Annotated in this window: 17 protein-coding genes and 1 pseudogene; 11 read left to right on the top strand and 7 right to left on the bottom strand. The window is 73.3% G+C overall.

Annotated features, from left to right (window positions below; genetic code table 11):
• Positions 1-40: 40 nt before the first annotated feature.
• The 3 genes from IG94_RS0105835 to rhaI all read right to left on the bottom strand — a co-directional run bounded on the left by IG94_RS0105835 (position 41) and on the right by rhaI (position 4,831).
• Positions 41-1,486, bottom strand: a complete 1,446-nt coding sequence (locus IG94_RS0105835; protein WP_031032014.1) for a rhamnulokinase — start codon at positions 1,484-1,486, stop codon at positions 41-43.
• Complete coding sequence (locus IG94_RS0105830) at positions 1,483-3,522, bottom strand: bifunctional rhamnulose-1-phosphate aldolase/short-chain dehydrogenase (protein WP_031032012.1); 2,040 nt, start codon at positions 3,520-3,522, stop codon at positions 1,483-1,485. Before IG94_RS0105830 ends, IG94_RS0105835 begins: the two co-directional genes overlap by 4 nt.
• Positions 3,523-3,670: 148 nt before the next feature.
• Entirely contained in the window at positions 3,671-4,831 is a 1,161-nt protein-coding gene (gene rhaI / locus IG94_RS0105825; RefSeq protein WP_031032009.1) for an L-rhamnose isomerase, read from the bottom strand.
• Between the two features lie 284 nt (positions 4,832-5,115).
• Here rhaI and IG94_RS0105820 point away from each other — a divergent pair, with 284 nt between their 5' ends.
• The 9 genes and pseudogenes from IG94_RS0105820 to IG94_RS0105785 all read left to right on the top strand — a co-directional run bounded on the left by IG94_RS0105820 (position 5,116) and on the right by IG94_RS0105785 (position 14,242).
• Positions 5,116-6,633 carry a sugar ABC transporter ATP-binding protein gene (locus IG94_RS0105820; RefSeq protein WP_031032007.1) on the top strand — a complete coding sequence of 506 codons (1,518 nt, stop codon included), beginning with the start codon at positions 5,116-5,118 and terminating at the stop codon, positions 6,631-6,633.
• Entirely contained in the window at positions 6,630-7,670 is a 1,041-nt protein-coding gene (locus tag IG94_RS0105815; protein WP_031032005.1) for an ABC transporter permease, read from the top strand. The genes IG94_RS0105820 and IG94_RS0105815 overlap by 4 nt, the downstream gene beginning before the upstream one ends.
• Complete coding sequence (locus IG94_RS0105810) at positions 7,663-8,694, top strand: ABC transporter permease (protein ID WP_031032001.1); 1,032 nt, start codon at positions 7,663-7,665, stop codon at positions 8,692-8,694. The genes IG94_RS0105815 and IG94_RS0105810 overlap by 8 nt, the downstream gene beginning before the upstream one ends.
• A gap of 50 nt (positions 8,695-8,744) precedes the next feature.
• The gene (rhaS, locus tag IG94_RS0105805; protein WP_031031999.1) at positions 8,745-9,827 is read left to right on the top strand and encodes a rhamnose ABC transporter substrate-binding protein; all 1,083 of its coding nucleotides are present in this window, start codon (positions 8,745-8,747) and stop codon (positions 9,825-9,827) included.
• Positions 9,828-9,887: 60 nt separating this feature from the next.
• On the top strand, positions 9,888-10,208 hold the full coding sequence (locus IG94_RS0105800) for an L-rhamnose mutarotase (protein ID WP_031031996.1): 321 nt from the start codon (positions 9,888-9,890) through the stop codon (positions 10,206-10,208).
• A 141-nt stretch (positions 10,209-10,349) separates the two neighbouring features.
• On the top strand, positions 10,350-11,375 hold the full coding sequence (locus tag IG94_RS0105795; RefSeq protein WP_031031994.1) for a LacI family DNA-binding transcriptional regulator: 1,026 nt from the start codon (positions 10,350-10,352) through the stop codon (positions 11,373-11,375).
• 245 nt (positions 11,376-11,620) lie between these two features.
• Positions 11,621-12,922, top strand: a complete 1,302-nt coding sequence (locus tag IG94_RS0105790; RefSeq protein ID WP_031031992.1) for an alpha/beta fold hydrolase — start codon at positions 11,621-11,623, stop codon at positions 12,920-12,922.
• Between the two features lie 55 nt (positions 12,923-12,977).
• Positions 12,978-13,214 (top strand): annotated as a pseudogene (locus tag IG94_RS43335) (PIG-L family deacetylase); the annotation flags it as partial.
• A gap of 188 nt (positions 13,215-13,402) precedes the next feature.
• Complete coding sequence (locus IG94_RS0105785; protein ID WP_031031989.1) at positions 13,403-14,242, top strand: pentapeptide repeat-containing protein; 840 nt, start codon at positions 13,403-13,405, stop codon at positions 14,240-14,242.
• Here IG94_RS0105785 and IG94_RS0105780 read toward each other — a convergent pair.
• Positions 14,204-15,784, bottom strand: a complete 1,581-nt coding sequence (locus tag IG94_RS0105780; protein ID WP_031031986.1) for a cytochrome P450 — start codon at positions 15,782-15,784, stop codon at positions 14,204-14,206. The genes IG94_RS0105785 and IG94_RS0105780 overlap by 39 nt on opposite strands.
• Before the next feature lie 122 nt (positions 15,785-15,906).
• Here IG94_RS0105780 and IG94_RS0105775 point away from each other — a divergent pair, with 122 nt between their 5' ends.
• Both IG94_RS0105775 and IG94_RS0105770 read left to right on the top strand, forming a co-directional pair.
• Entirely contained in the window at positions 15,907-16,515 is a 609-nt protein-coding gene (locus tag IG94_RS0105775; protein ID WP_031031984.1) for a TetR/AcrR family transcriptional regulator, read from the top strand.
• A 128-nt stretch (positions 16,516-16,643) separates the two neighbouring features.
• Positions 16,644-17,369: a DUF2470 domain-containing protein gene (locus IG94_RS0105770; protein ID WP_031031980.1), complete on the top strand. Its 726-nt coding sequence runs from the start codon at positions 16,644-16,646 to the stop codon at positions 17,367-17,369.
• Here IG94_RS0105770 and IG94_RS0105765 read toward each other — a convergent pair.
• The 3 genes from IG94_RS0105765 to IG94_RS0105755 all read right to left on the bottom strand — a co-directional run bounded on the left by IG94_RS0105765 (position 17,337) and on the right by IG94_RS0105755 (position 21,119).
• Positions 17,337-18,548, bottom strand: a complete 1,212-nt coding sequence (locus IG94_RS0105765) for a lactonase family protein (RefSeq protein ID WP_031031979.1) — start codon at positions 18,546-18,548, stop codon at positions 17,337-17,339. The genes IG94_RS0105770 and IG94_RS0105765 overlap by 33 nt on opposite strands.
• 124 nt (positions 18,549-18,672) lie before the next feature.
• Positions 18,673-19,725, bottom strand: a complete 1,053-nt coding sequence (locus IG94_RS0105760; protein WP_031031976.1) for a hypothetical protein — start codon at positions 19,723-19,725, stop codon at positions 18,673-18,675.
• A gap of 128 nt (positions 19,726-19,853) precedes the next feature.
• Positions 19,854-21,119, bottom strand: coding sequence for an FUSC family protein (locus IG94_RS0105755; RefSeq protein WP_194963091.1), 1,266 nt, complete (start codon positions 21,117-21,119; stop codon positions 19,854-19,856).
• Positions 21,120-21,205 lie beyond the last annotated feature (86 nt).

Here is a 21,205-nt window from a genome sequence, read left to right as displayed (position 1 = left end):
TGCAGAGTAGTCGGCGGGGCCGACCGTGGGGAGACCCGGATCACCGGTCGGCGAGTCGGGCCTCGGCGGCCCGCCAGGCATCCGTGCCGCCGCGCGGCTCGTACCGCGTCAGCGGCTGGGTGCGCGCCAGCAGCCCCCGCATGCCGGCCAGGTCGCCGACCAGCCCGTCGGTCCGGGCCTGCACCAGGACGTTGCCGAGCGCGGCGGCCTCCGCCGGCCCCGCCACCACCGGCAGCCCGCAGGCGTCGGCGGTCAGCCGGCACAGCAGCGCGTTTCGGGTCCCGCCGCCGACGACGTGCACGACGTCCACGGACTGCCCCGCGAGCCGCTGGGCGTCCAGAACGGCCCTGCGGTGGGCCAGCGCCAGCGAGTCGAGGATGCACCGCGTGACCTCGGCGGGCGTCCCGGGCACCGGCTGCCCCGAGGCACGGCACGCCGCGGCGATCCGCTCCGGCATCCGGCCCGGCGCCAGGAACGCCGGGTCGCCCGCGTCCACCACCGACCGCAGCGCCGGCATCCCGGCCGCCCGGGCCAGCAGCCCGTCCAGGTCCGGGTCGCCCCAGGCCCGCAGGCACTCCTGGAGCAGCCAGAGCCCCATGATGTTGCGCAGGTAGCGCACCGTGCCGTCCAGGCCCAGCTCGTTGGTGAAGTTGGCCGCGCGGCTCTCCTCGGTCAGTACCGGAGCGGTCAGCTCCAGGCCGGCCAGCGACCAGGTGCCGGTGCAGATGTAGGCGAACCGCTCGCCCGACGCCGGTACGGCGGCCACCGCGGAGGCCGTGTCGTGCGAACCGACCGCCGTCACCGGCACCGGCCCGGTCAGTCCCGTCTCCTGAAGCACCGCGGGCCGCAGCAGCCCCGCCGGGTCGCCGGGCCGCCGCAGCGGCGGGAACAGCCCGAGGTCGATCCCCAGCCGGTCCGCGACCTCCCGCGACCAGTCGCGGGTGCGGGGGTCGATCAACTGGGTGGTGGACGCGTTGGTCAGCTCCGTGCCCTGCTCGCCGGTCAGCCAGTGGGTCAGCAGGTCGGGCACGAGCAGCAGCCGCCGGGCCGCGGCGAGCTGGGCCGTGCCCCGGGCGGCCACCAGCTGGTACAGGGTGTTGAAGGGCGCGTACTGCAACCCGGTCGCCGCGTACAGCTCCTGGGCGGGCAGCGTGTCCCACACCTTCTCCGCGACGCCCTCGGTGCGCGGGTCGCGGTAGTGCACGGGGTTGCCGAGCAGGGCGCCGTCCGCGTCGAGCAGGCCGTAGTCGACGGCCCAGCTGTCGACGCCGACCGAATCCACCCGGCCAGCCGCCCGCAGCCCGTCCAGCACACCGGCGTACAGCGACAGGACGTCCCAGCGCAGCCCCTCGGGCGTACGGACCGGCCGGTTGGTGAAGCGGTGCGCCTCGGTCAGCTCCAGCCTGTCGGGGCCGACGCGGCCGACCATGACGCGCCCGCTGGACGCGCCGAGGTCGACCGCGGCGTAGGACTTCACGGTGCTCATCGCAGGAACGCGGCGGCGACGCCGGCGTCGACCGGGACGTGCAGACCGGTGGTGTGGGTCAGGTCGCCGCCGGTCAGGGCGAACACGGCGTTCGCGACGTGCTCGGGCAGCACCTCGCGCTTGAGCAGGGTCCGCTGGGCGTAGAACTCGCCCAGCTTCTCCTCCGGCACCCCGTACACGGCCGCGCGCTCGGCGCCCCAGCCGCCCGCGAAGATCCCGGAGCCGCGCACCACGCCGTCGGGGTTGACGCCGTTGACCCGGATGCCGTGCGCGCCCAGTTCGGCGGCGAGGAGGCGCACCTGGTGGGCCTGGTCGGCCTTGGTGGCGGAGTAGGCGATGTTGTTCGGCCCCGCGAACACGGCGTTCTTCGACGCGATGTACACGATGTCGCCGCCCAGCTCCTGCGCGGTCATCACCCGGGCCGCCTCGCGCGAGACGAGGAAGGAGCCGCGGGCCATGATGTCGTGCTGGAGGTCCCAGTCCTTCGCCGTGGTCTCGAGGAGCGGCTTGGAAATGGAGATGCCCGCGTTGTTGACCACCAGGTCGACCCCGCCGAAGGCGAGCACGGCCGCCTTGAACGCCCCGGCGATCTGCTCCTCCGACGTGACGTCGACGGTCACGGCGACCGCCCTGTCGTCCCCGCCCAGCTCCTCCGCGACCGCCGCCGCGTTCTCGGCGTTCAGGTCGGCCACGACCACGCAGGCGCCCTCGTCCACCAGCCGCCGGGCGATCGCCCGGCCGATCCCGCTGCCCGCGCCGGTCACCAGGGCGACGCGGGTGGCCAGCGGCTTGGGCTTCGGCATCCGCCGGAGCTTGGCCTCCTCAAGGGCCCAGTACTCGATGCGGAACTTCTCCGACTCCTCGATCGGCGCGTACGCCGAGACCGCCTCGGCCCCGCGCATCACGTTGATCGCGTTGACGTAGAACTCGCCGGCCACCCGGGCGGTCTGCTTGTCCTTGCCGAAGCTGAACATGCCCACGCCCGGCACCAGCACGATCGCCGGGTCCGCGCCGCGCATCGCGGGGGAGTCCGGCCCGGCGTGCCGGCGGTAGTAGGCGGCGTACTCCTCGCGGTAGGCCGTGTGCAGCTCCTTGAGCCGGGCGACGGCCTCCTCCAGCGGCGCGGTCGGCGGCAGGTCGAGAACCAGCGGCCGCACCTTCGTCCGCAGGAAGTGGTCCGGGCAGGAGGTGCCCAGCGCGGCGAGCCGCGGGTGCCCGGCCCGCGCGAGGAAGTCGAGGACCACCTCCGCGTCGGTGAAGTGCCCGACCTGCGGCCGGTCCTGCGACGCCAGACCACGCACGTACGGCGCCAGCGCCGCCGCCCGCTCCCGCCGCTCGGCGTCCGGCAGGGCGGCGTACCCGTCGAGCACGGCGCCGAACGGCTCGGCCCTGCCCCGCTCGGCGAGGAACGCCTCGGCGGTGCGGATGATGTGCAGCGAGTTGCGCTCGCACTCCTCGGAGGTGTCGCCCCACGCGGTGACGCCGTGCCCGCCGAGCACACAGCCGACCGCCCGCGGGTTGGCCTCCTTGACGGCCGCGATGTCCAGCCCGAGCTGGAAACCGGGCCGCCGCCACGGCACCCACACCACGGTGTCGCCGAAGCACTCGGCGGTCAGCTTCTCGCCGTCCGCCGCGCAGGCCAGCGCGATCCCGGAGTCCGGGTGCAGGTGGTCGACGTGGGCGGCTTCGACGAGCCCGTGCATCGCCGTGTCGATCGACGGCGCCGCACCGCCCTTGCCGTGCAGGCAGTAGTCGAAGGCGGCGACCATCTCGTCCTCGCGGTCGACCCCCGGGTAGACGTCCTTGAGCGCCCGCATCCGGTCGAGCCGCAGCACCGCGAGTCCGCCCTCGGTGAGCGTCCCGAGGTCCCCGCCGGACCCCTTGACCCACATCAGCTCCACATCACCCCCGGTGACGGGATCGGTCCCGGTGCCCTTGGCGGACGCGTTGCCACCGGCGTAGTTGGTGTTGCGCGGATCGGCACCGAGCCGATGGGAACGGGCGAGGAGGGCATCGGCTTCGGGGTGAGATGTCATGACGCAGCCTTTTCGATCGAGGAGAGGTGTGTGACGCGCCCCTTCAGGGGTGTCGGGCTGTATCCATGTGCGGCTCCGCCGCGCGGGCGCGACCGGCCACATACGGCCCGCAGCCCGCGAACAACGGAGACCCGGCAGCCGCTGACGATCAGGCCCCCCACCCGGCCTGCTCACCACCGACCCGCTCGGCAACGACCTTCTCGCCCCAACCGGACGCCCGGTACGCCTTCATGGGCTCGGGGTCCAGCCCCGACTCCTCCCGCACCTCCCGAAGCAGTGGCCGCACATCCGTGTTGTACGCGTCCATCAGCACGGAGTTCGCCTCCAGGACGTCCCCCGCGCCCTGCGCGGCGGCCAGCGCCGTACCGTCGACCAGCAGCGCCTTCGCCGTGGCCTCCTGCACGTTCATCACCGACCGGATGATGGCCGGGATCTTCGCCTCGATGTTGTGGCACTGGTCGAGCATGAACGCCACGTCGGAGGTGAACCCCCCGCCGCGCACCACCTCGTACATGATGCGGAACAGCTGGAACGGGTCGGCCGCGCCGACCATGAGGTCGTCGTCCGCGTAGAAGCGCGAGTTGAAGTCGAACCCGCCGAGCCTGCCCTCCCGCAGCAGCGTCGCCACGATGAACTCGATGTTCGTGCCCGGCGCGTGGTGCCCCGTGTCGACCACGACCTGCGCCTTCTCGCCCAGCTTCAGGCAGTGGGCGTACGCCGTGCCCCAGTCCGGTACGTCGGTGGTGTAGAACGCCGGCTCGAAGAGCTTGTACTCGAGGAGCATCCGCTGCCCGTCGCCGAGCCGCTCGTACACCTCGGCGAGTCCCTCGGCCAGCCGGTCCTGGCGGGCGCGGATGTCGTCCTGCCCGGGGTAGTTGGTGCCGTCGGCGAACCACAGCTTCAGGTCGTGCGACCCGGTCGCGTCCATGATGTCGACGCACTCCAGCAGGTGGTCGACGGCCTTCCTGCGGACCGCCGCGTCCGGGTGGCAGATGCTGCCCAGCCTGTAGTCGTCGTCCTGGAAGGTGTTCGAGTTGATCGCGCCGATCCGGACCCCCCGGTCCTCGGCGTGCTGCGCCAGCGCGGCGTAGTCCCCGACCCTGTCCCACGGGATGTGCAGGGCGACGGTCGGGGCCGCGCCGGTGAACTCGTGGACCTTGGCCGCGTCGTCCAGCTTCTCGAAGGGGTCGCGCGGCACACCGGCCTGGGCGAACACCTTGAACCGCGTGCCGGAGTTGCCGTACGCCCACGACGGCGTCTCGACGGCCTGGGTCTTGAGCGCGGCCTTCACCGCGGCGAGCTCGGTCACTTCGGCGCTCCTGTGGTCGGGTCGTCGCCCCTGGAATGGACGGGAGTGGACGACCGTGGGTGAAACGATTCAGTAGGCGAAACTATGAGCCGCCCGAAGGGGTGTCAACCCTTCCGGTCGCCCGGTCGTTCGTGACTTGGCCGTTACCTTTGGGTGGCGGAGGTTTTTGGACTCCCAACCATTGACGTGACATATCTTCGCTGCCTAACGTCCCCGGCAACCGAGTTGAAACCTTTCACGACGCTGTGAGGGCTGTCCCGTCCGGCGTCGTCGAGGAGCCCCCAATGACCCACCCGTCCGACACGGGTACGGCCCCGGTTCTGGCGCTCAAGGATGTCTCCAAGTCCTTCGGCGCGGTCCGTGCGCTGCGGGACGTCTCCCTGGAACTGTTCCCCGGCGAGGTCCACGCCCTCGCCGGCGAGAACGGGGCCGGGAAGTCGACCCTCATCAAGACGCTCGCCGGAGTGCACCGGCCGGACGCCGGCCAGGTGCTGCTCGACGGCGCGCCGGTCGTCTTCCACGGCCCCGGCGATGCCCGCGACGCCGGCATCGCCGTGATCTACCAGGAGCCCACCCTCTTCCCCGACCTGTCGATCGCCGAGAACATCTTCATGGGCCGCCGGCCGCGCCGCACTTTCGGCCGCATCGACCACCGGGCGACCTACGCCGCCACCGCGGACCTGATGCTGCGCCTCGGCGTCGAGCTGGACCCCGACCGGCCCGCGCGCGGCCTGTCCATCGCGGACCAGCAGATCGTGGAGATCGCCAAGGCGCTCTCCTTCGACGCCCGGGTCCTGATCATGGACGAGCCGACCGCGGCCCTCACCGGCAGCGAGGTGGCCCGGCTCTTCGGCGTGGTGCGCACCCTGCGCGAGCAGGGCGCCGCCGTGCTGTTCATCTCCCACCGGCTGGAGGAGATGTTCCGGATCTGCCGGCGCGTCACCACGCTGCGCGACGGCGCCAGGATCGCCAGCGAGCCGCTGGAGGGCATGACCGAGGACGACCTGGTGCGCCGCATGGTCGGCCGCGACCTCGACGAGCTGTACCCCAAGCAGGAGGTCGCGCCCGGCGAGACGGCCCTGAGCGTCCGCAGGCTGACCCGCGAGGGCGTCTTCACCGACGTCTCCTTCGACGTGCGGCGCGGCGAGATCGTCGCCCTGTCCGGACTGGTCGGAGCCGGACGCACCGAGGTCGCCCGCGCCGTCTTCGGCATCGACCGCTGGGACGCCGGTCAGGTCGAGGTCGACGGCAGGCCGCTCGTCAACGGCGCCCCCTCCACCGCGATGGCCGCCGGCCTGGCCCTGGTCCCGGAGGACCGCCGCGCCCAGGGCCTCGTGATGGACATGTCCATCGAGCGCAACATCGGCCTCACCGGCCTGCGGTCGAGCGTGCGGGCGGGACTGGTGGACCGCGGCGCCGAGCGCAGCCGCTCCCTTGACTGGGCCGTCAGACTCCAGGTCAAGTACGCCCGCATCGCCGACACCGTCGCCACCCTGTCCGGCGGCAACCAGCAGAAGGTCGTCCTCGCCAAGTGGCTGGCCACCGGCCCCAAGGTGCTGATCGTCGACGAGCCCACCCGCGGCATCGACGTCGGCACCAAGGCCGAGGTGCACCGGCTGCTCAGCCAGTTGGCCGCCGACGGCGTGGCCGTCCTGATGATCTCCTCCGACCTGCCCGAGGTCCTCGGCATGGCCGACCGCGTCCTGGTGATGCACGAGGGACGTCTGACCGCCGAGATATCCCGCACCGACGCCACCGAGGAGGCCGTGATGGCCGCAGCGACGGGGAGGGCCGCCGCATGACGGTCACCGCACCCGACCAGGCCCCCGCGGCCGACGTGCCGAAGGCGGGCGCCACCCGGCTGGTGGACCGCATCTTCAAGATGCGCGAACTGGCCATCCTGCTCGTCTTCCTGGTGATGATCGCCATCACCCAGGCCGGCAACAGCGAGTTCCTGTCCGAACAGGGCATCAAGGACCTGCTGCTCAACGCGACCATCCTGGTCCTGGTCGCCACCGGCCAGTCCCTGGTCGTCATCACCCGCAACGTCGACCTCTCGGTCGGCTCCACCCTCGGCATCAGCGCCTTCGCCGCCGGCGTCCATCTGCAGGACGGCGGCAACCCCGTCGTGGCCGTGCTGCTCGCCGTGCTGCTGGGCGTCGGCTTCGGCCTCCTCAACGGCCTGCTGGTCAGCCTCGGCCAGGTGCCCGCCCTGGTCGTCACCCTCGGCACCCTCTACATCATCCGCGGCATCGACTCCATCTGGGTCGGTTCCCGGCAGATCACCGCGGCCGACCTGCCCGGCGGCTTCGTCGACTTCGGCTCCGGCGGCATCTCCGCCCTGCCGTGGCCGGCCGTGATCGCGCTCGCGGTGCTCGTCGCCACGGCGTACTACCTCAAGCACTTCGGCAGCGGACGCGAGCTGTACGCGCTCGGCTCCAACCCCGAGGCCGCGCGGCTCGCCGGCATCCCCGTCCGCAAGCGCATCCTCGCCGCCTACACCTTCTGCGGCGCCCTCGCCGGACTCGCCGGCGCCCTGTACCTCGCCCGGTTCGGCAACGTCGACTCCGGCACCGGCAACGGCTACGAACTGACCGTCGTCAGCGCCGTGGTGGTCGGCGGCGTCGTCTTCACCGGCGGTTCCGGCAGCGTCTACGGCGCGGCCCTCGGCGCGCTCCTGCTGACCTCGATCAACAGCGTGCTGCCCGCCCTCGGCGTCAGCTCCGTGTGGGTGCTGGCCATCAACGGCATCCTGCTCATCCTCGCCATCGCCGTCGACCGGATCGTCGCGCTGCGCGTGGCCGACGCCCTGAAGAAGAGGAACGCCCGCCATGGCTGACAGCCCCCTGACGCGCGCCGCCCGCCGGTCCGTCTCCTTGAGGTGGGACGGGGCGGTCGGTGCCCTCCTCGTGGTCGTGCTGCTGCTCTCCTTCGGCTTCGTCGACGGGTTCGGCAACGCCCTCAACCTGTCGTTCCTGATCGGCAACACCCTGCCGATCGCGCTCATCGCCCTGCCGATGACGCTGCTGGTCGTCTCCGGCGAGATCGACCTGTCGGTCGCCTCCACCGCCGGGCTGTCCGGCGCGGTGATGGGAGCGCTGTGGAACCAGGGTATGACCATCGAGGTGATCATCCCGGTCTGCCTGCTGCTCGGCGTCGTCTGCGGCCTGGTCAACGGCCTGCTGGTCACCCGGCTCGGACTGCCCTCCCTCGCCGTCACCATCGGCACCATGGCCGCCTACCGCGGCATCGCGCAGATTGTGCTCGGCTCCGACGCGGTGACCGACTTCCCCGCGCAGTACCTGGACTTCGCCGCCGGACGGATCGACGGCACCTTCGTCCCGTACGCCTTCCTGCCGTTCCTCGTGCTGCTGGCCGTCGCGGTGGTCGCCCTGCACGCCATGCCGTTCGGCCGGGCCCTGTTCGCGATCGGGGCCGGCGAGGAGGCCGCGCGGTTCGCCGGCATCAGGGTCAAGCGGCAGAAGCTGATCCTGTTCACGGTGACCGGGTTGATGTCCTCCCTCACCGGCGTCTTCTGGGCCCTGCACTACGCCAGCGCCCGCTACGACAACGCCATGGGCCTCGAACTGTCCGTGGTCGCCGCCGTACTCCTCGGCGGCATCGACTTCGACGGCGGCAAGGGCACCCTCGGCGGGGCGATCGCCGGCGTGTTCCTGCTCGGCGCGCTGCAGAACGTGATGAGCCTGGTCAACGTCTCCGCGCAGTCGCAGATCGTCGTCACCGGCGTCCTGCTCGTCGTGTCCGTGCTGGGCCCCCGGGTCGCACGGCAGATCTCCGTCGCACGGGCCGGACGCAGGGCGGGCGCGGCGCCCCGGTCCAAGACCCCCGCGCCGACTCCCTAGCCGCATGCCCTTACGAACCCGCCCTGCCCACCCCCGATAAGGAACCCACCATGCGCAAGTCGACCATCCGCCGCACCTGCGCGGCCCTCGCCGCCGTCACCTCTCTCGCCCTGGCGGCCACCGCCTGCGGCGGCACGACCAAGGAGGACGTCAAGAACGAGGGCGGCTCGGCCGCCGCCGGGGGCAAGGCCGACCCGAACGCCGAGACGAAGAAGGGACTGACCGTCGGCTTCCTGCCCAAGCAGGTCAACAACCCCTACTTCACCGTCGCCGACAAGGGCGGGGAGAAGGCCCTGAAGGAGCTGGGCTCCAGCTACAAGGAGGTCGGCACCTCCAGCGGCACCGACACCGCCGGCCAGGTCTCCTACGTCAACACGCTCACCCAGCAGCAGGTCGACGCCATCGCCGTCTCCGCGCAGGACCCGGGCGCGCTGTGCACCGCGCTCAAGCAGGCCATGAAGAACGACATCAAGATCGTCACCTACGACTCGGACACCAACCCCGACTGCCGCAACGCCTTCATCTCCCAGGCGTCCGCCGACGACATCGGCCGCACGCAGGTCCAGCAGATGGCCGAGCAGATCGGCAACAAGGGCGAGATCGCGATCCTCTCCGCCGCGCAGACCGCGACGAACCAGAACGCCTGGATCGAGATCATGAAGGACGAGCTCAAGGACCCGAAGTACAAGGACATCAAGCTGGTCAAGGTCGCCTACGGGGACGACGACGCCCAGAAGTCCTTCCAGCAGACCCAGGGCCTGCTCCAGGAGCACCCGGACCTGAAGGGCGTCATCTCCCCGACCACCGTCGGCATCAAGGCCGCCGCCCAGTACCTGTCCGGCTCCAAGTACAAGGGCAAGGTCAAGCTGAACGGCCTCGGCACACCCAACGACATGCGCAAGTACGTCAAGAACGGCACCGTCGAGGCGTTCGAGCTCTGGGACCCGGCCAAGCTCGGCGAGCTGGCCGCGCGCACCGCCGTCGCCCTGTCCTCCGGGCAGATCACCGGCAAGGAGGGCGAGACCTTCAAGGCCGGCGGCCTGGGCGAGTACACCCTCGGCAAGGACGGCGTGATCAACCTCGGCAAGCCGACCGTCTTCAACGCCGACAACATCGACGAGTTCGACTTCTAGTCAGCACCGGCCCCCGGTCACCCACGGCCACGGGCCACCACCGTACGGGAGCGGTACTTCATGCAGCGCGTCTGTTTCCTGCTCAAGGTCCGCCGGGACCGCATCGCGGAGTACCGCGAACGACACGCCGCCGTGTGGCCGGAGATGTGCGAGGCGCTCTCCGCCACCGGCTGGCACAACTACTCGCTCTTCCTGCGCGACGACGGCCTGCTCGTCGGCTATCTGGAGACCGGGGACTTCGCCGCCGCCTGGGCCGGTATGGAGGCCACCGAGGTCAACGCCCGGTGGCAGGCGGAGATGGGCGCCCTCTTCGAGTCCCTCGACGGGTCCCGCCCCGACGAGGCGATGAAGCCCCTCACCGAGGTGTTCCACCTCGCCTGACCCGTCCCGCCAGAGCGTGCGCGGGTACTGTGTGAAGGTCCTGCGGCCGCCCCCTGCCCTGCGGAGGGCGCCGTCCGGATCCCGCCGGGGTCGGCCGGAGCCGAACGAAACCCCCAGCCCGACCTCGGAGGTCTTTGCCCGATGGCCCATTCCGTGGGTATCAAGGACGTCGCCCGCGCCGCCGGAGTCTCCGTGGGCACGGTCTCCAACGTCATCAACCGGCCCGACACGGTCGCGACGGAGACCCGCGCGCGCGTCCTGTCGGCGATCGACCGGCTGGGCTACGTCCGCAGCGAGTCCGCGCGCCAGCTGCGCGCGGGCCGCAGCCGGATCATGGGACTGCTCGTCCTGGACATGGGCAACCCGTTCTTCGTCGACGTGGCGCGCGGCGCCGAGCGGGCCGCGCGCGACGCCGGGCTCGGCGTGATGGTCTGCAACAGCGCCGAGAGCCCGGGCGAGGAGGCCGAGTACCTCTCGCTCTTCGCCGAGCAACGGGTCCGCGGCGTCCTGCTCACCCCGGCCGACGCCACCGGCCGCAACATCGAGGGCTTCCGGCGCCACCGCATCCCCTTCGTGCTGGTCGACCGGGTCGCCGAGGGCGCCACCGAGTGCTCGGTCTCCGTCGACGACGTCGCGGGCGGCGCGCTGGCCGTGCGCCACCTCGTCGACGCCGGGCACCGCTCCATCGCGTACGTCAGCGGCCCGCCCGGCCTCCACCAGGTGCGCGACCGCCGCACCGGGGCCCTCGCCGCGCTCGCCGAGGCCGGTCTCGGCCCCGACGCGCTGCGCGAACTGCCCACCGAGCGCCTCGACGTCTCGGCCGGCCGGGACGCCGGTGCCCGCCTGCTCGGCCTCGCCGACCGGCCGACCGCCGTCTTCTGCGCCAACGACCTGCTCGCGCTCGGCGTTCTGCAGGCCCTGTACGCGGCCGGGGTCTCCGTCCCGGACGACCTCGCGATCGTCGGCTACGACGACATAGAGTTCGCCGCCGCCGCGGCCGTCCCGCTCACCTCCGTGCGCCAGCCCGCCGTGACCATGGGCGCCATGGCCGCCGAACTGCTCCTGGAGGAGACCGAACTGGAGGGCACCGACCGGACCCACCCGCACCGGCGGGTCGTGCTCCAGCCCGAACTGGTGGTGCGGCGCTCCAGCCTCGCCGCCCGCTGAGGACTCCGCCGGCGACGGGAGCGTCCGGTACGGCCGCTCGCCCCGTACGGTCGTACAGCGGGGTCCCCGAGCACGGGGTCGCTCACCGCGAAGGCGACTCGGCGCCGAGGCCCCTCCGTACGATTTCATGATCCCGGGGGTCGGCGGCCGCAGGACCGTGTGCTGAACTGGGCCACGGCCGAACCATCGGCTCGGGTCCGTCCGGCGGACCCGCCCGCCACTTCCGTCGTCCCCGGGGAGCCCCGTTGAGCGTCAGCTACCGTCAGCCAGGCGTCGTCCTCACCGACCGCCGCTTCACCGTGCCACTCGACCACGCCGACCCCGCCGGGGAGACCATCGAGCTGTACGCGCGCGAGGCCGTCGCGAGCGACAAGGCGGACCAGGACCTTCCGTGGCTGGTCTACCTCCAGGGCGGCCCCGGCTTCGGCGCGAGCCGTCTCATCGGCCGTCCCGCCTGGTTCGGCCGCGCGCTCAAGGAGTACCGCGTCCTGCTCCTGGACCAGCGCGGGACCGGTGCCTCCACGCCCGCGAACCGCCAGACCCTCCCGCTGCGCGGCGGCCCCGCCGAACAGGCCGACTACCTCACCCACTTCCGCGCCGACGCCATCGTGCGCGACTGCGAGGCCATCCGCCCCCACGTCACCGGCGGCGCCCCCTGGGCCGTCCTCGGCCAGAGCTTCGGCGGCTTCTGCGCCGTCGCCTACCTCTCGCTGGCCCCCGAGGGCCTGAGCACCGCCCTGATCACCGGCGGCCTGCCCTCCCTCGACGCCCACGCCGACGACGTCTACCGGGCGGCCTACCCCCGCATCGAACGCAAGGTCGCCGCGCACTACGCCCGCTACCCCCAGGACGTCGAGCGCGCCCGCCGCATCGCCGACCACCTGCTCACCCGCGACGTGGTCCTGCCGAACGGCTACCGCCTCACCGTGGAGGCCTTCCAGTCCCTCGGCATCCTCCTCGGCGGCAGCGAGGGCAGCCACCGCCTGCACTTCCTCCTGGAGGACGCCTTCGTCCGCACCCCCGGCGGGGCCGAGCTGTCCGACTCCTTCCAGGAGCAGGTCCAGGCCCAGCTCTCGTACGCCGGCCAGCCGCTCTACGCCCTCGTCCACGAGGCCACCTACGGCCAGGACACGCGCCCCACCGACTGGTCCGCCGAGCGCGTGCGCGCCGAGTTCCCGCGCTTCGACGCCGCCAAGGCCCTGGCCGGCGACGAACCGCTGCTCTTCACCGGCGAGTCCGTCCACCCCTGGGTGTTCGACTGCGACCCGGCGCTGCGCCCGCTGCGCGAGACCGCCGAACTGCTCGCCGCCCGCACCGACTGGAACCCGCTGTACGACCCCGCCCGTCTCGCCGCCAACGAGGTGCCGGCCGCCGCGGCCGTCTACCACGACGACATGTACGTCGACACCGCCCACGCGCTCACCACCGCCCGCGCGATCCGCGGCCTGCGCACCTGGGTCACCGACGAGTTCGAGCACGACGGAGTGCGGGTCGGCGGCCCCCGCGTCCTGGACCGGCTGCTCGCCCTCGCCCGCGACGAGGCGTGACGGACCGGCACCCGGAATCCGGGGGGAGGCAGGCGGCGCGGGCTGGTGTGCGGGCATGACGGAGCCGCCGCCCACCCGACTGGAGCCCATGCCCGGCGACCGGCACCGGGCCCGCGCCCTCGTCGCCCGCCCGGACGACCTGGGGTACGGCTGCGCGGCGGCGGTCGCCGCGTGGACCGACCAGGGCCGCGAGGTCGCCCACGTGCTCGCCACCCGCGCCGAGACCGGCATCGACACCCTGCCGCCGGCCGCGTGCGCGCCGCTGCGCGAGCGTGAGCAGCGGGCGAGCGCGCGGCCTTCTCACCGGCTTCGCCGGGGCCGCGGGGGAGCGGGGGAGTGGTTCGGCGGGACGCCGGCGGTGGCCTTCGAGGTCTTCGCGCGGTGGCGGCCCGAACCGCCGGCGCCGGAGTCCGGAGGGGACGGGGCGGGTGCGGAGGCCGTCGGCGCCGGGGTGCGGGCGTGGCCCGTATCCTCGACGACATGCGAGAACACACGGCGGACCGGGCCGACGGGGCGGAACTGCGCGCCGACTGCGAGAGCTGCTTCGGACTGTGCTGCGTGGCCCTGCCCTTCGCCCGTTCGGCGGACTTCGCAGCCGACAAGGACGCCGGTACGCCCTGCTCGAACCTGCGCACCGACCACCGCTGCGGCATCCACGCCGGTCTGCGGGAGCGCGGCTTCACCGGCTGCACCGTCTACGACTGCTTCGGCGCCGGACAGCGGGTCTCGCAGGTCACCTTCGGCGGCCGCGACTGGCGCACCGGCCCGCCGGAGCGGGCCCGCCGCATGTTCGACGTGTTCCCGGTCGTCCGCCAACTGCACGAACTCCTGCGCTACCTGACCGAGGCGCTGACGCTGCCCGCGGCCGGCCCGGTCCACGCCGGCCTGCGCAGCGCCCTCGCCGACACCGAGCGCCTCGCCGACGGCACCCCCGAGGAACTGGCCGCCCTCGACGTGGCCGCGCACCGGCAGCGGGTCAACGTACTCCTGCTGCGCGTCAGCGAGCTGGTCCGGGCCGGTGCGCGCGGCCGGAAGAAGAACCGCCGCCACGCCGACCTGCTGGGGGCCCGTCTCGGGGGAGCCGACCTCGCCGGTGCCGATCTGCGCGGGGCCTGCCTCATCGCCGCCGACCTCACCGGCGCCGACCTGCGGGGCGCCGACCTGATCGGCGCGGACCTGCGCGACGCGAACCTCACGGACGCGGACCTGACGGGTGCCTTCTTCCTGACCCAGCCGCAGGTCAACGCGGCCCGCGGCGGTCCCGGCACCCGCCTGCCGGACTCAGTCGCCCGCCCCGCGCACTGGACAGCGGGACGCTGAGAGCGCCTCGCCGGCACGGCCGTCGTCCGGCGCGGGCCCGTCGTCCTCGGCCGTCGTCGCCGTGCCCGCGGCGCGGTCGGGCACGGGCCCGCTCCGCCGGACCAGTCGCAGCCGCAGCCCCTCCGGCATCAGCGTCAGCCGCTCGGTCACCCGCAGCCGGTAGCCGGGGTCGGGCCGCAGCTCGTAGCGGCGCAGCAGCAGCCCGAGGACCAGCGTGGCCTCGTGCAGCGCGAACTGCCGCCCGATGCACGCCCGCGCGCCCGTCCCGAACGGCTTGAAGGTGTGCGGCGCCCGCGACCGTACGGCCTTCGCCTCGAAGCGGTCCGGGTCGAACCGCTCGGCGTCCGGCCCCCACACCTGCGGATCGCGGTGCAGCATGCCCGTGAGGACCAGCGCCCAGGCCCCGCGCCGCATCGGGTACGCACCGCCGAGCACCGTGTCCTCGCGGGCCTCCCGCGCGAAGCCGGGAGCGGTCGGCCACAGGCGCAGCGACTCGTCGAGGACCCGGCGCACGTAACGCAGCCTGGCCACCTGCTCGTAGCCGGGGGTTTCGGCGCCGCCCCACACGCGGTCCACCTCGGCGCGGGCCCGGTCGGCGACTTCGGGGTGCTGTGCGAGGTAGTGCAGGGCGAAGGAGAGGGCGCCCGAGGTGGTCTCGTGGCCGGCGACCAGGAAGGTGATGACCTGGCGGCGGACGTTCTCCGGCGACAGCCGCTCGCCCGTCACGGGGTGGGACGTCTCCAGCATCCGGTCGAGCAGGTCGCCGCCCCCGTCCCCGCCGCCCGCCCGGCGTTCGCGGACCAGGCCGTCCACGGTGCGGTTGAGGTACGCGATGTCGGCGGCGTTGCGGCGGCCCGCGTCGCGCAGCAGCCAGGGGGCGAGCGGCGCGGGCACCGTGTTCCGGCGCTGCGCGTAGCCCAGAGTGCCCACCATCGCGGTGACGAAGGGGTGGGGCCGGGAGCGTTCGAAGGAGCCGAAGTCGTGCCCGAAGCCGGTGCGCGCGATGGTCTCCAGCGTCAGCCTGGTCATGTCGCCCGCCACGTCGACCGTCCGTTCCGCGGCCTCGGCACGGTCCCAGTGGCCGGTGAGCCGCGTGGCCACGTCCAGCATCATCACGTGGTACCCGGCCATGGCCTCGCGGCTGAACCCGGGCGCGAGCACGTCGTGCGCGAGCTGCCAGTTGGGCTCGTGGTTGTACGCCGTGAACAGGCCGTCGCCCGCGACCGGCCGCAGGTTGGCCACCCCGAGCCCCACGTGCTTGGCGAACCGGGCCTCGTCCGCCAGGTCCGCGGCGAGGGAGGCGCCCCAGACGAACACGAACTCCTTGCCGAAGGCGCGCCGCCGGAAGATCGGCCCCAGCCGTCGCGCGTACCGCAGCGAGTCCTGCATCGGCGTGCTCCTGCTCGCGCCCACCACGTCCCCGAGCAGCGGGAGCCGGTACGGCGGGTGGGGTATGCGGTGAAGTTCGGGCCAGCCCAGCTCGGCGCTGCGGAAGCCTTTCGGCAGCCCGTCCCGGGCCGTTTCCCTCGCTGTCCGGGCCATGCGTGATCTCCCTTGACGCAGCGGCGTGCCGCCCATGCCGAGGCAAGCCTGTTGTACATGGATTCAATAACGCGGGCCCAGTCTCGTCCCGTTGTTGAACCGGCGTCAAGTAAGGTGCGGGCATGGCCGCTTCCCAGGGCGAGCGCACCCGCCGCCGGCTCAGTACCGGCGAACGCCGGGAGCAACTGCTCTCGGTGGGGGCGAGGCTGTTCTCGGAGAGCCCCTACGACGAGGTGTGGATCGAGCAGGTCGCCGAGATCGCCGGAGTCTCGCGCGGGCTGCTGTACCACTACTTCCCGAACAAGCGGGAGTTCTTCGCGGCGGTCGTCGAGCGCGAGAGCGGGCGCATGCTGCGGATGACGGCGGCCGTCCCCGGTGTCCCGGTCCGCGAGCAGCTCGCCGCGGGCCTCGACGCCTACCTGGAGTACGTCCGGGCCCACGCCCACGGCTACCGTGCCTTCCACCGCGCCGACGCCACCGGTGACCAGGCGGTGCGCCGCGTCTACCGGCAGGCGCTCGCCGCGCAGGAGCGGCAGATCCTCGCCGCCCTGGCCGCCGACCCGGAGTTCGGCCCGGCCGTCGGGGAGCGTCCTGACGTACGGCTGGCGGTGCGCGGGTGGCTGGCGTTCACCACCGCGGTCTGCCTGGAGTGGCTGCGGGATCCGGAGCCGGGGCGCGAGCAGGTGCGGGACCTGTGCGCACGGGCGCTGCTGGGGGCCATCGCGGCCTGAGGTGCCGATGGCCTGAGGGGCGCTCGCGCGAAAAGTCACGCAGAGATCACGCGATGTGGTTGGCGCACACCCCGATCTCCGATAAGTTAGGTGAGCCTTACCTAATGGTTGAACGACGGAGGTTGAGGATGGGTGACCGCAACGCCTGGACGGCCGCGCCCGCGGCGGCGGAGCAGGCCCGCTCCGTGCTCGCCGCCGCATGGTCCTGCGCGGTGACCGCGGAGGGCGGCCGCGAGGAGTTCGTCGGCGCGCACACCGTGGCCGAGGACGGCCGGGTGCTCCTGCGCGTACCCGAGGACAGCGCCCTGGTGACGGCGGCGATCTGCGCGCCGCGCGGAGAGCCGTCCGCCGTGCTGGAGTTCGCCGACGTGGCGCCCGTCCCGGTGCGCGGCCGGATCAGGGCCCGGCTCTGGCTCGCCGGCTGGTTCGCGCTGGAGGACGGGGACCTCGCCTTCCGGCCCACCCGCGTGGTCCTGCGGCAGCCCTCCGGCGCCGTGGTGGTCGACGTCGACGAGTTCGCCGCCGCCGCGCCCGATCCGCTGGCCCTGGCCGAGGCCCGGCTGCTGACCCACCTCGCCGACTGCCACGGCGACGCGGTGGAGCGGCTGACGCGGCTCGTCGACGCCGACAGCCTGCACGGCGCGGTGCGGGTGCGCCCGCTCGCCGTGGACCGGCACGGGCTGACCCTGCGCATCGAGCGCGTCCGCGCGCACGGCGACGTACGCCTGCCCTTCCACGCGCCCGCCGACGACATCGCACAGCTCACCGAACGGGTGCACGTCCTGCTGGCGCAGGCGAGCGCCGCCTCCTGCCCCCGCGCCCTACAGCGGCAGCGCACAGACGGCGACGGGTGAGGCGAACGGCTCGCCCGCGGGCCGCAGTCCGCCGTCCTCCCCGGACACGTGGAACACAGCGACCGTCCCGGACCGCTGATGCGCCGCGAACAGCAGCGCGCCGTCCGGGGAGAACGCGATCTGCCGGGGGAAGTCGCCGCCCGCCGGCACCGTGCCGAGCAGCCGCAGCCGGGCACCGCCCGCCTCCACCGCGTAACGCGTGAGGCTGTTGTGCCCCCGGTTGGCGAGGAAGGCGTACGCGCCGTCGGCCGTCACCAGGAACTGCGCCGGGTGGTTGGTGCCGGACCCCGTGCCCGTCGACTGGGCCTCGCCGACGGTCAGACGCCCGGTGTCCGGGTCGTAGCCGCAGACCGCCACGGTGTTGTCGAGCTCGTTGGCGAGGTAGGCGTGGCGCCCGCCCGGGTGGAAGGTGAGGTGGCGCGGTCCGGCGCCCGGCCGGGTCCGGGCCCGCGCGACCTCGGTGAGGGTGCCCGCCCCGTCGTCCAGGCGGTAGGTGTACACGGTGTCCGTGCCCAGGTCCACCGCGAGGACGTGCCCGCCGTCGGGAGCGGTGACGACCTGGTGCGCGTGCGGGCCCTGCTGTCCGGGGCCCGGCGGGGGAGCGGAGTGGGTCACCAGGCCGGTGCGCTCACCGATCGCGCCCGAGGCCTCGACGGGGTGCACGGCGACGCTGCCCGAACCGTAGGCCGCGCTCAGCAGCCAGCGTCCGCCCGGATGCACGGACAGGTGACACGGCGCCGCCGTGCCGGTGCTCCGGCTGCCCAGGACCGTGCGGTCCGACAGCCGCACCGCGGTCACCGCACCGTCCTCCCGCTCGCTCACCGCGTACAGGGTGCGGCCGTCGGGGTGCACCGTGAGGTACGAGGGGTCGGCCACGCCGGTGAGGACACCTCGGCCGGTGATCCGGCCGGTGCCGGCGTCGTACTCGGCGAGGCCGATCCCCTCGCCGCCGCCCTCGGCCGAGGTGTACGTGCCGACGTACAGCGGGCGCGGCCCGGAGGATCCTCGCTGCCTGCCCGACGCGCCCGTGCCGGCGCCCGGCGCCGCGGAGGACCCGGACGGCGCCGGGGCGTCCGGCTCCGACGGTCCGCCGCACGCCGCCGCGGGCAGCGCCGCCACACCGGCCGTCCGGCCGAGCAGGCCGACGAACCGCCGCCTGCTCCAGCCGCCACCGCTCATCCCGTGCTCCTCCCACCGCCGCGCCGCCACCGGCGCCGACTCCCTGTGCTCGCACATCAGACCACGTCGGCCGGCGGGGGCCTGCCGGGGACCGACAGGTGGTGCCCCGGCCGCCCGTTCCCGCCTACCAGTCCCCGTCCTCCACGGTCTTGCCCGGGGTGTCCTTGACGGGGCGGACCTGTTGCTCGCCCGGTGCCTGCCACGGCTCGTGGTCGTCCCCGATCCAGTCGCCGACGGGCCGCACGTCCCGCAGCGGCTCGGTGGGGGCCAGGTCGTCGGCGTCCTCGTCGTAGTAGTCGTACCAGGGAAGACCCGCCCGGGTGTACGCGGCCCGGTCGACCGGGGACGGCGGCGGCTCCTCGCCGGTGATGCGGCGCCACTGAGGAGGCGTCACCAGGTGGACGAAGACCCGGCCGGCCGGGCGCTCGGCCCAGTCGGCCGGGGGCCGTTCGTCGCGGTACACCTCCTGGCGCATGGAGCCCCCGACGCCCAGCCCCATGGCCGGTGCCGAACGGGCCCCGGGCGCAGCGCCGTAGCCCGGGGCCCCACCCGGCGCGGCGGGCGCCGAGCCCGGTGCCGGAGCGCCGAGTGCCCCGCCCGAACGGGCCGCCCGGCGCCGCAGTTCGGCGCGGTGCCGCTCCTCCTCCCGCCAACGGGCCAGCTCCGTCGCGTTCAGGCGGAACGCCTGCAACTGGACGCCGCCCCAGACCTCCTCCCCGGTGACCTGGCCCTCGACGGTCGCCCCCATGCCGAGCGGCACCGCCACGAACTGGCGGACCGTGCCCGTGCCCGAGTTGATGCCGTCCAGCCAGGGCTGGCGCGGCAGGATCACGTAGTTCTGCGGGTCGCGGGACAGCCGGTCGCTCCAGGGCCGCCCCGAGACCGCGCACACCTTGCCGACCCCGACCTGGAGCGCGGCCGGCTCCCGCGTACCGGCGAAGCTCAGCCACATGGCCTCGCGCAGGTACACCGGGAGCATCACCCCGCCGCGGGCCCGCCACGACTCGGGCACGGTGTCGGCGTGGTCGGCGACCCGGCGGAGCGGGAAGTCGCCGAGGCCGGGCGGCAGCGGATGGGTGCCCGTCTCGGGCAGTCGCAGGGTGCGGACGAACCGCACCCCCGCGCCGCCCGGCAGCACCAGCCGGTTCCCGTCGATCCGCACACCGGCGTCCGTCATCCGCGCTCCCTCGTCCGTGACTCTATTCCGTGACTCTCTTCCGCGCCCTGTCTCTGTGTCCTGTTCCGTGTCCTGTTCCGTTTCCGTGTGCTTCCTCCGCGACTTCTGTTCCGGTGTTCCACCGCTCCTCAGGAGGAACGCCGCGCGGCGGCCCCGCGGTTCCGCCGGCGGAACAGACGCCGGACCCGGTCCCGCAGCCGGGTCAGCCGCGGCATGCGCTCGCGCTGCTCGCGCGTGTGCCGGTCCAGCTCCTCCAGGAGCCGGCGGGAACGGTGCTCGGTGTCCATCTCGTCGATGATGCGATTGACCTCGGCCAGCACCGCGCCCTGCAACTGCCACTGCCGGGAGTCGCGCCGCACCTCCGCCAGGAGCAGCTCGTCCAGCCGGTCCCGGGTGACCGCTGCCTGCCGCAGCTCGGTGGCCAGGCGCTCCTCCGCGGACTCTGCGTCCCCACTGGCGTTCGTGGTGACCAGGACCGAGAAGCTCACCACCGCGTCGGCGATCTCGGACAGCAACTGCTGGATCGTGGCGCCCGTCTCCGCCGGGAAGAGGGGCTCGGGCTCGCGTTCCTTCGCGAGGTCGGTGAAGCTGCGGGCGAGGACCCGCATGACCACCGTGCAGATCTCCAGCGTGTCCAGACCGGTGCGCAGCACCACCCGGTGCAGCAGCCCCTCGCGCACCCGGGGATTGAACCGCAGGCTGTCCTCGGCCTGGCGGAGGTCCTCGTCCACCTCGCCGATGTCGTGGTCGAGCCGCCGGGCCTCGTGCAGCCGGGCCGCCGCCTCGTGGAACGCCGTACTTCCGGCCGCCTCCTCGCCCATGCGCAGCAGCAGTTGGCGCACCTGCCGGGCCAGCCCCACCACGGACTCGCCGGCCTGCTCCAGCCACACCGGAGGGGCGAGGAACAGGTTGAAGGCCAGCCCCACGGTCGCCCCGATCAGGGTCTCGACCACCCGGGCCCAGGCCAGGCTCCCGTGCGAGGTCACCCCGAGCACCAGCATCGCGCTGATCGCCACCTCGGCGGTGAACTCGTGCGCCCTCACCAGGTGCCCGACGCCCAGTGCCGCCACGATCAGCAGGCCCAGGCTCCACCAGCTCAGCCCGACCAGCTGGCTGAAGGCGATCGCGACCAGGACCCCTGCCACCACCGCGTTGACCCGGCGGAAGCTCATCTTCAGCGTCGCGTACAAGGTGACCTGGACGACCAGCAGGGCCGTCAGCGGCGCGGTGAGCGGCGCCGCCGACTTGTCCGGGGTCAGACGTACCGCGATGACATAGGCGATAGAGGCGGCGGCGGCCGAGCGCAGGGCCTGTGCGACCACGGGGTCGCTGAGCCACTTCACACGCCGCAGAGCCGACCTCACGGCCTCACGCAGATCCCGCACATCCCGCATCCTTGGGGCGTTTCCTTTCCCAAGCGCCTCGAACGTATCCGGACAAGGACGGTAGCCGGGCCGAGGGGGCGGCAGCGGTTCCCACG

Source organism: Streptomyces olivaceus (assembly GCF_000721235.1).
GTDB lineage: Bacteria > Actinomycetota > Actinomycetes > Streptomycetales > Streptomycetaceae > Streptomyces > Streptomyces olivaceus.
Note: the sequence above shows the minus strand (reverse complement) of the source record. Positions and strands in the feature narration are given on the sequence as shown.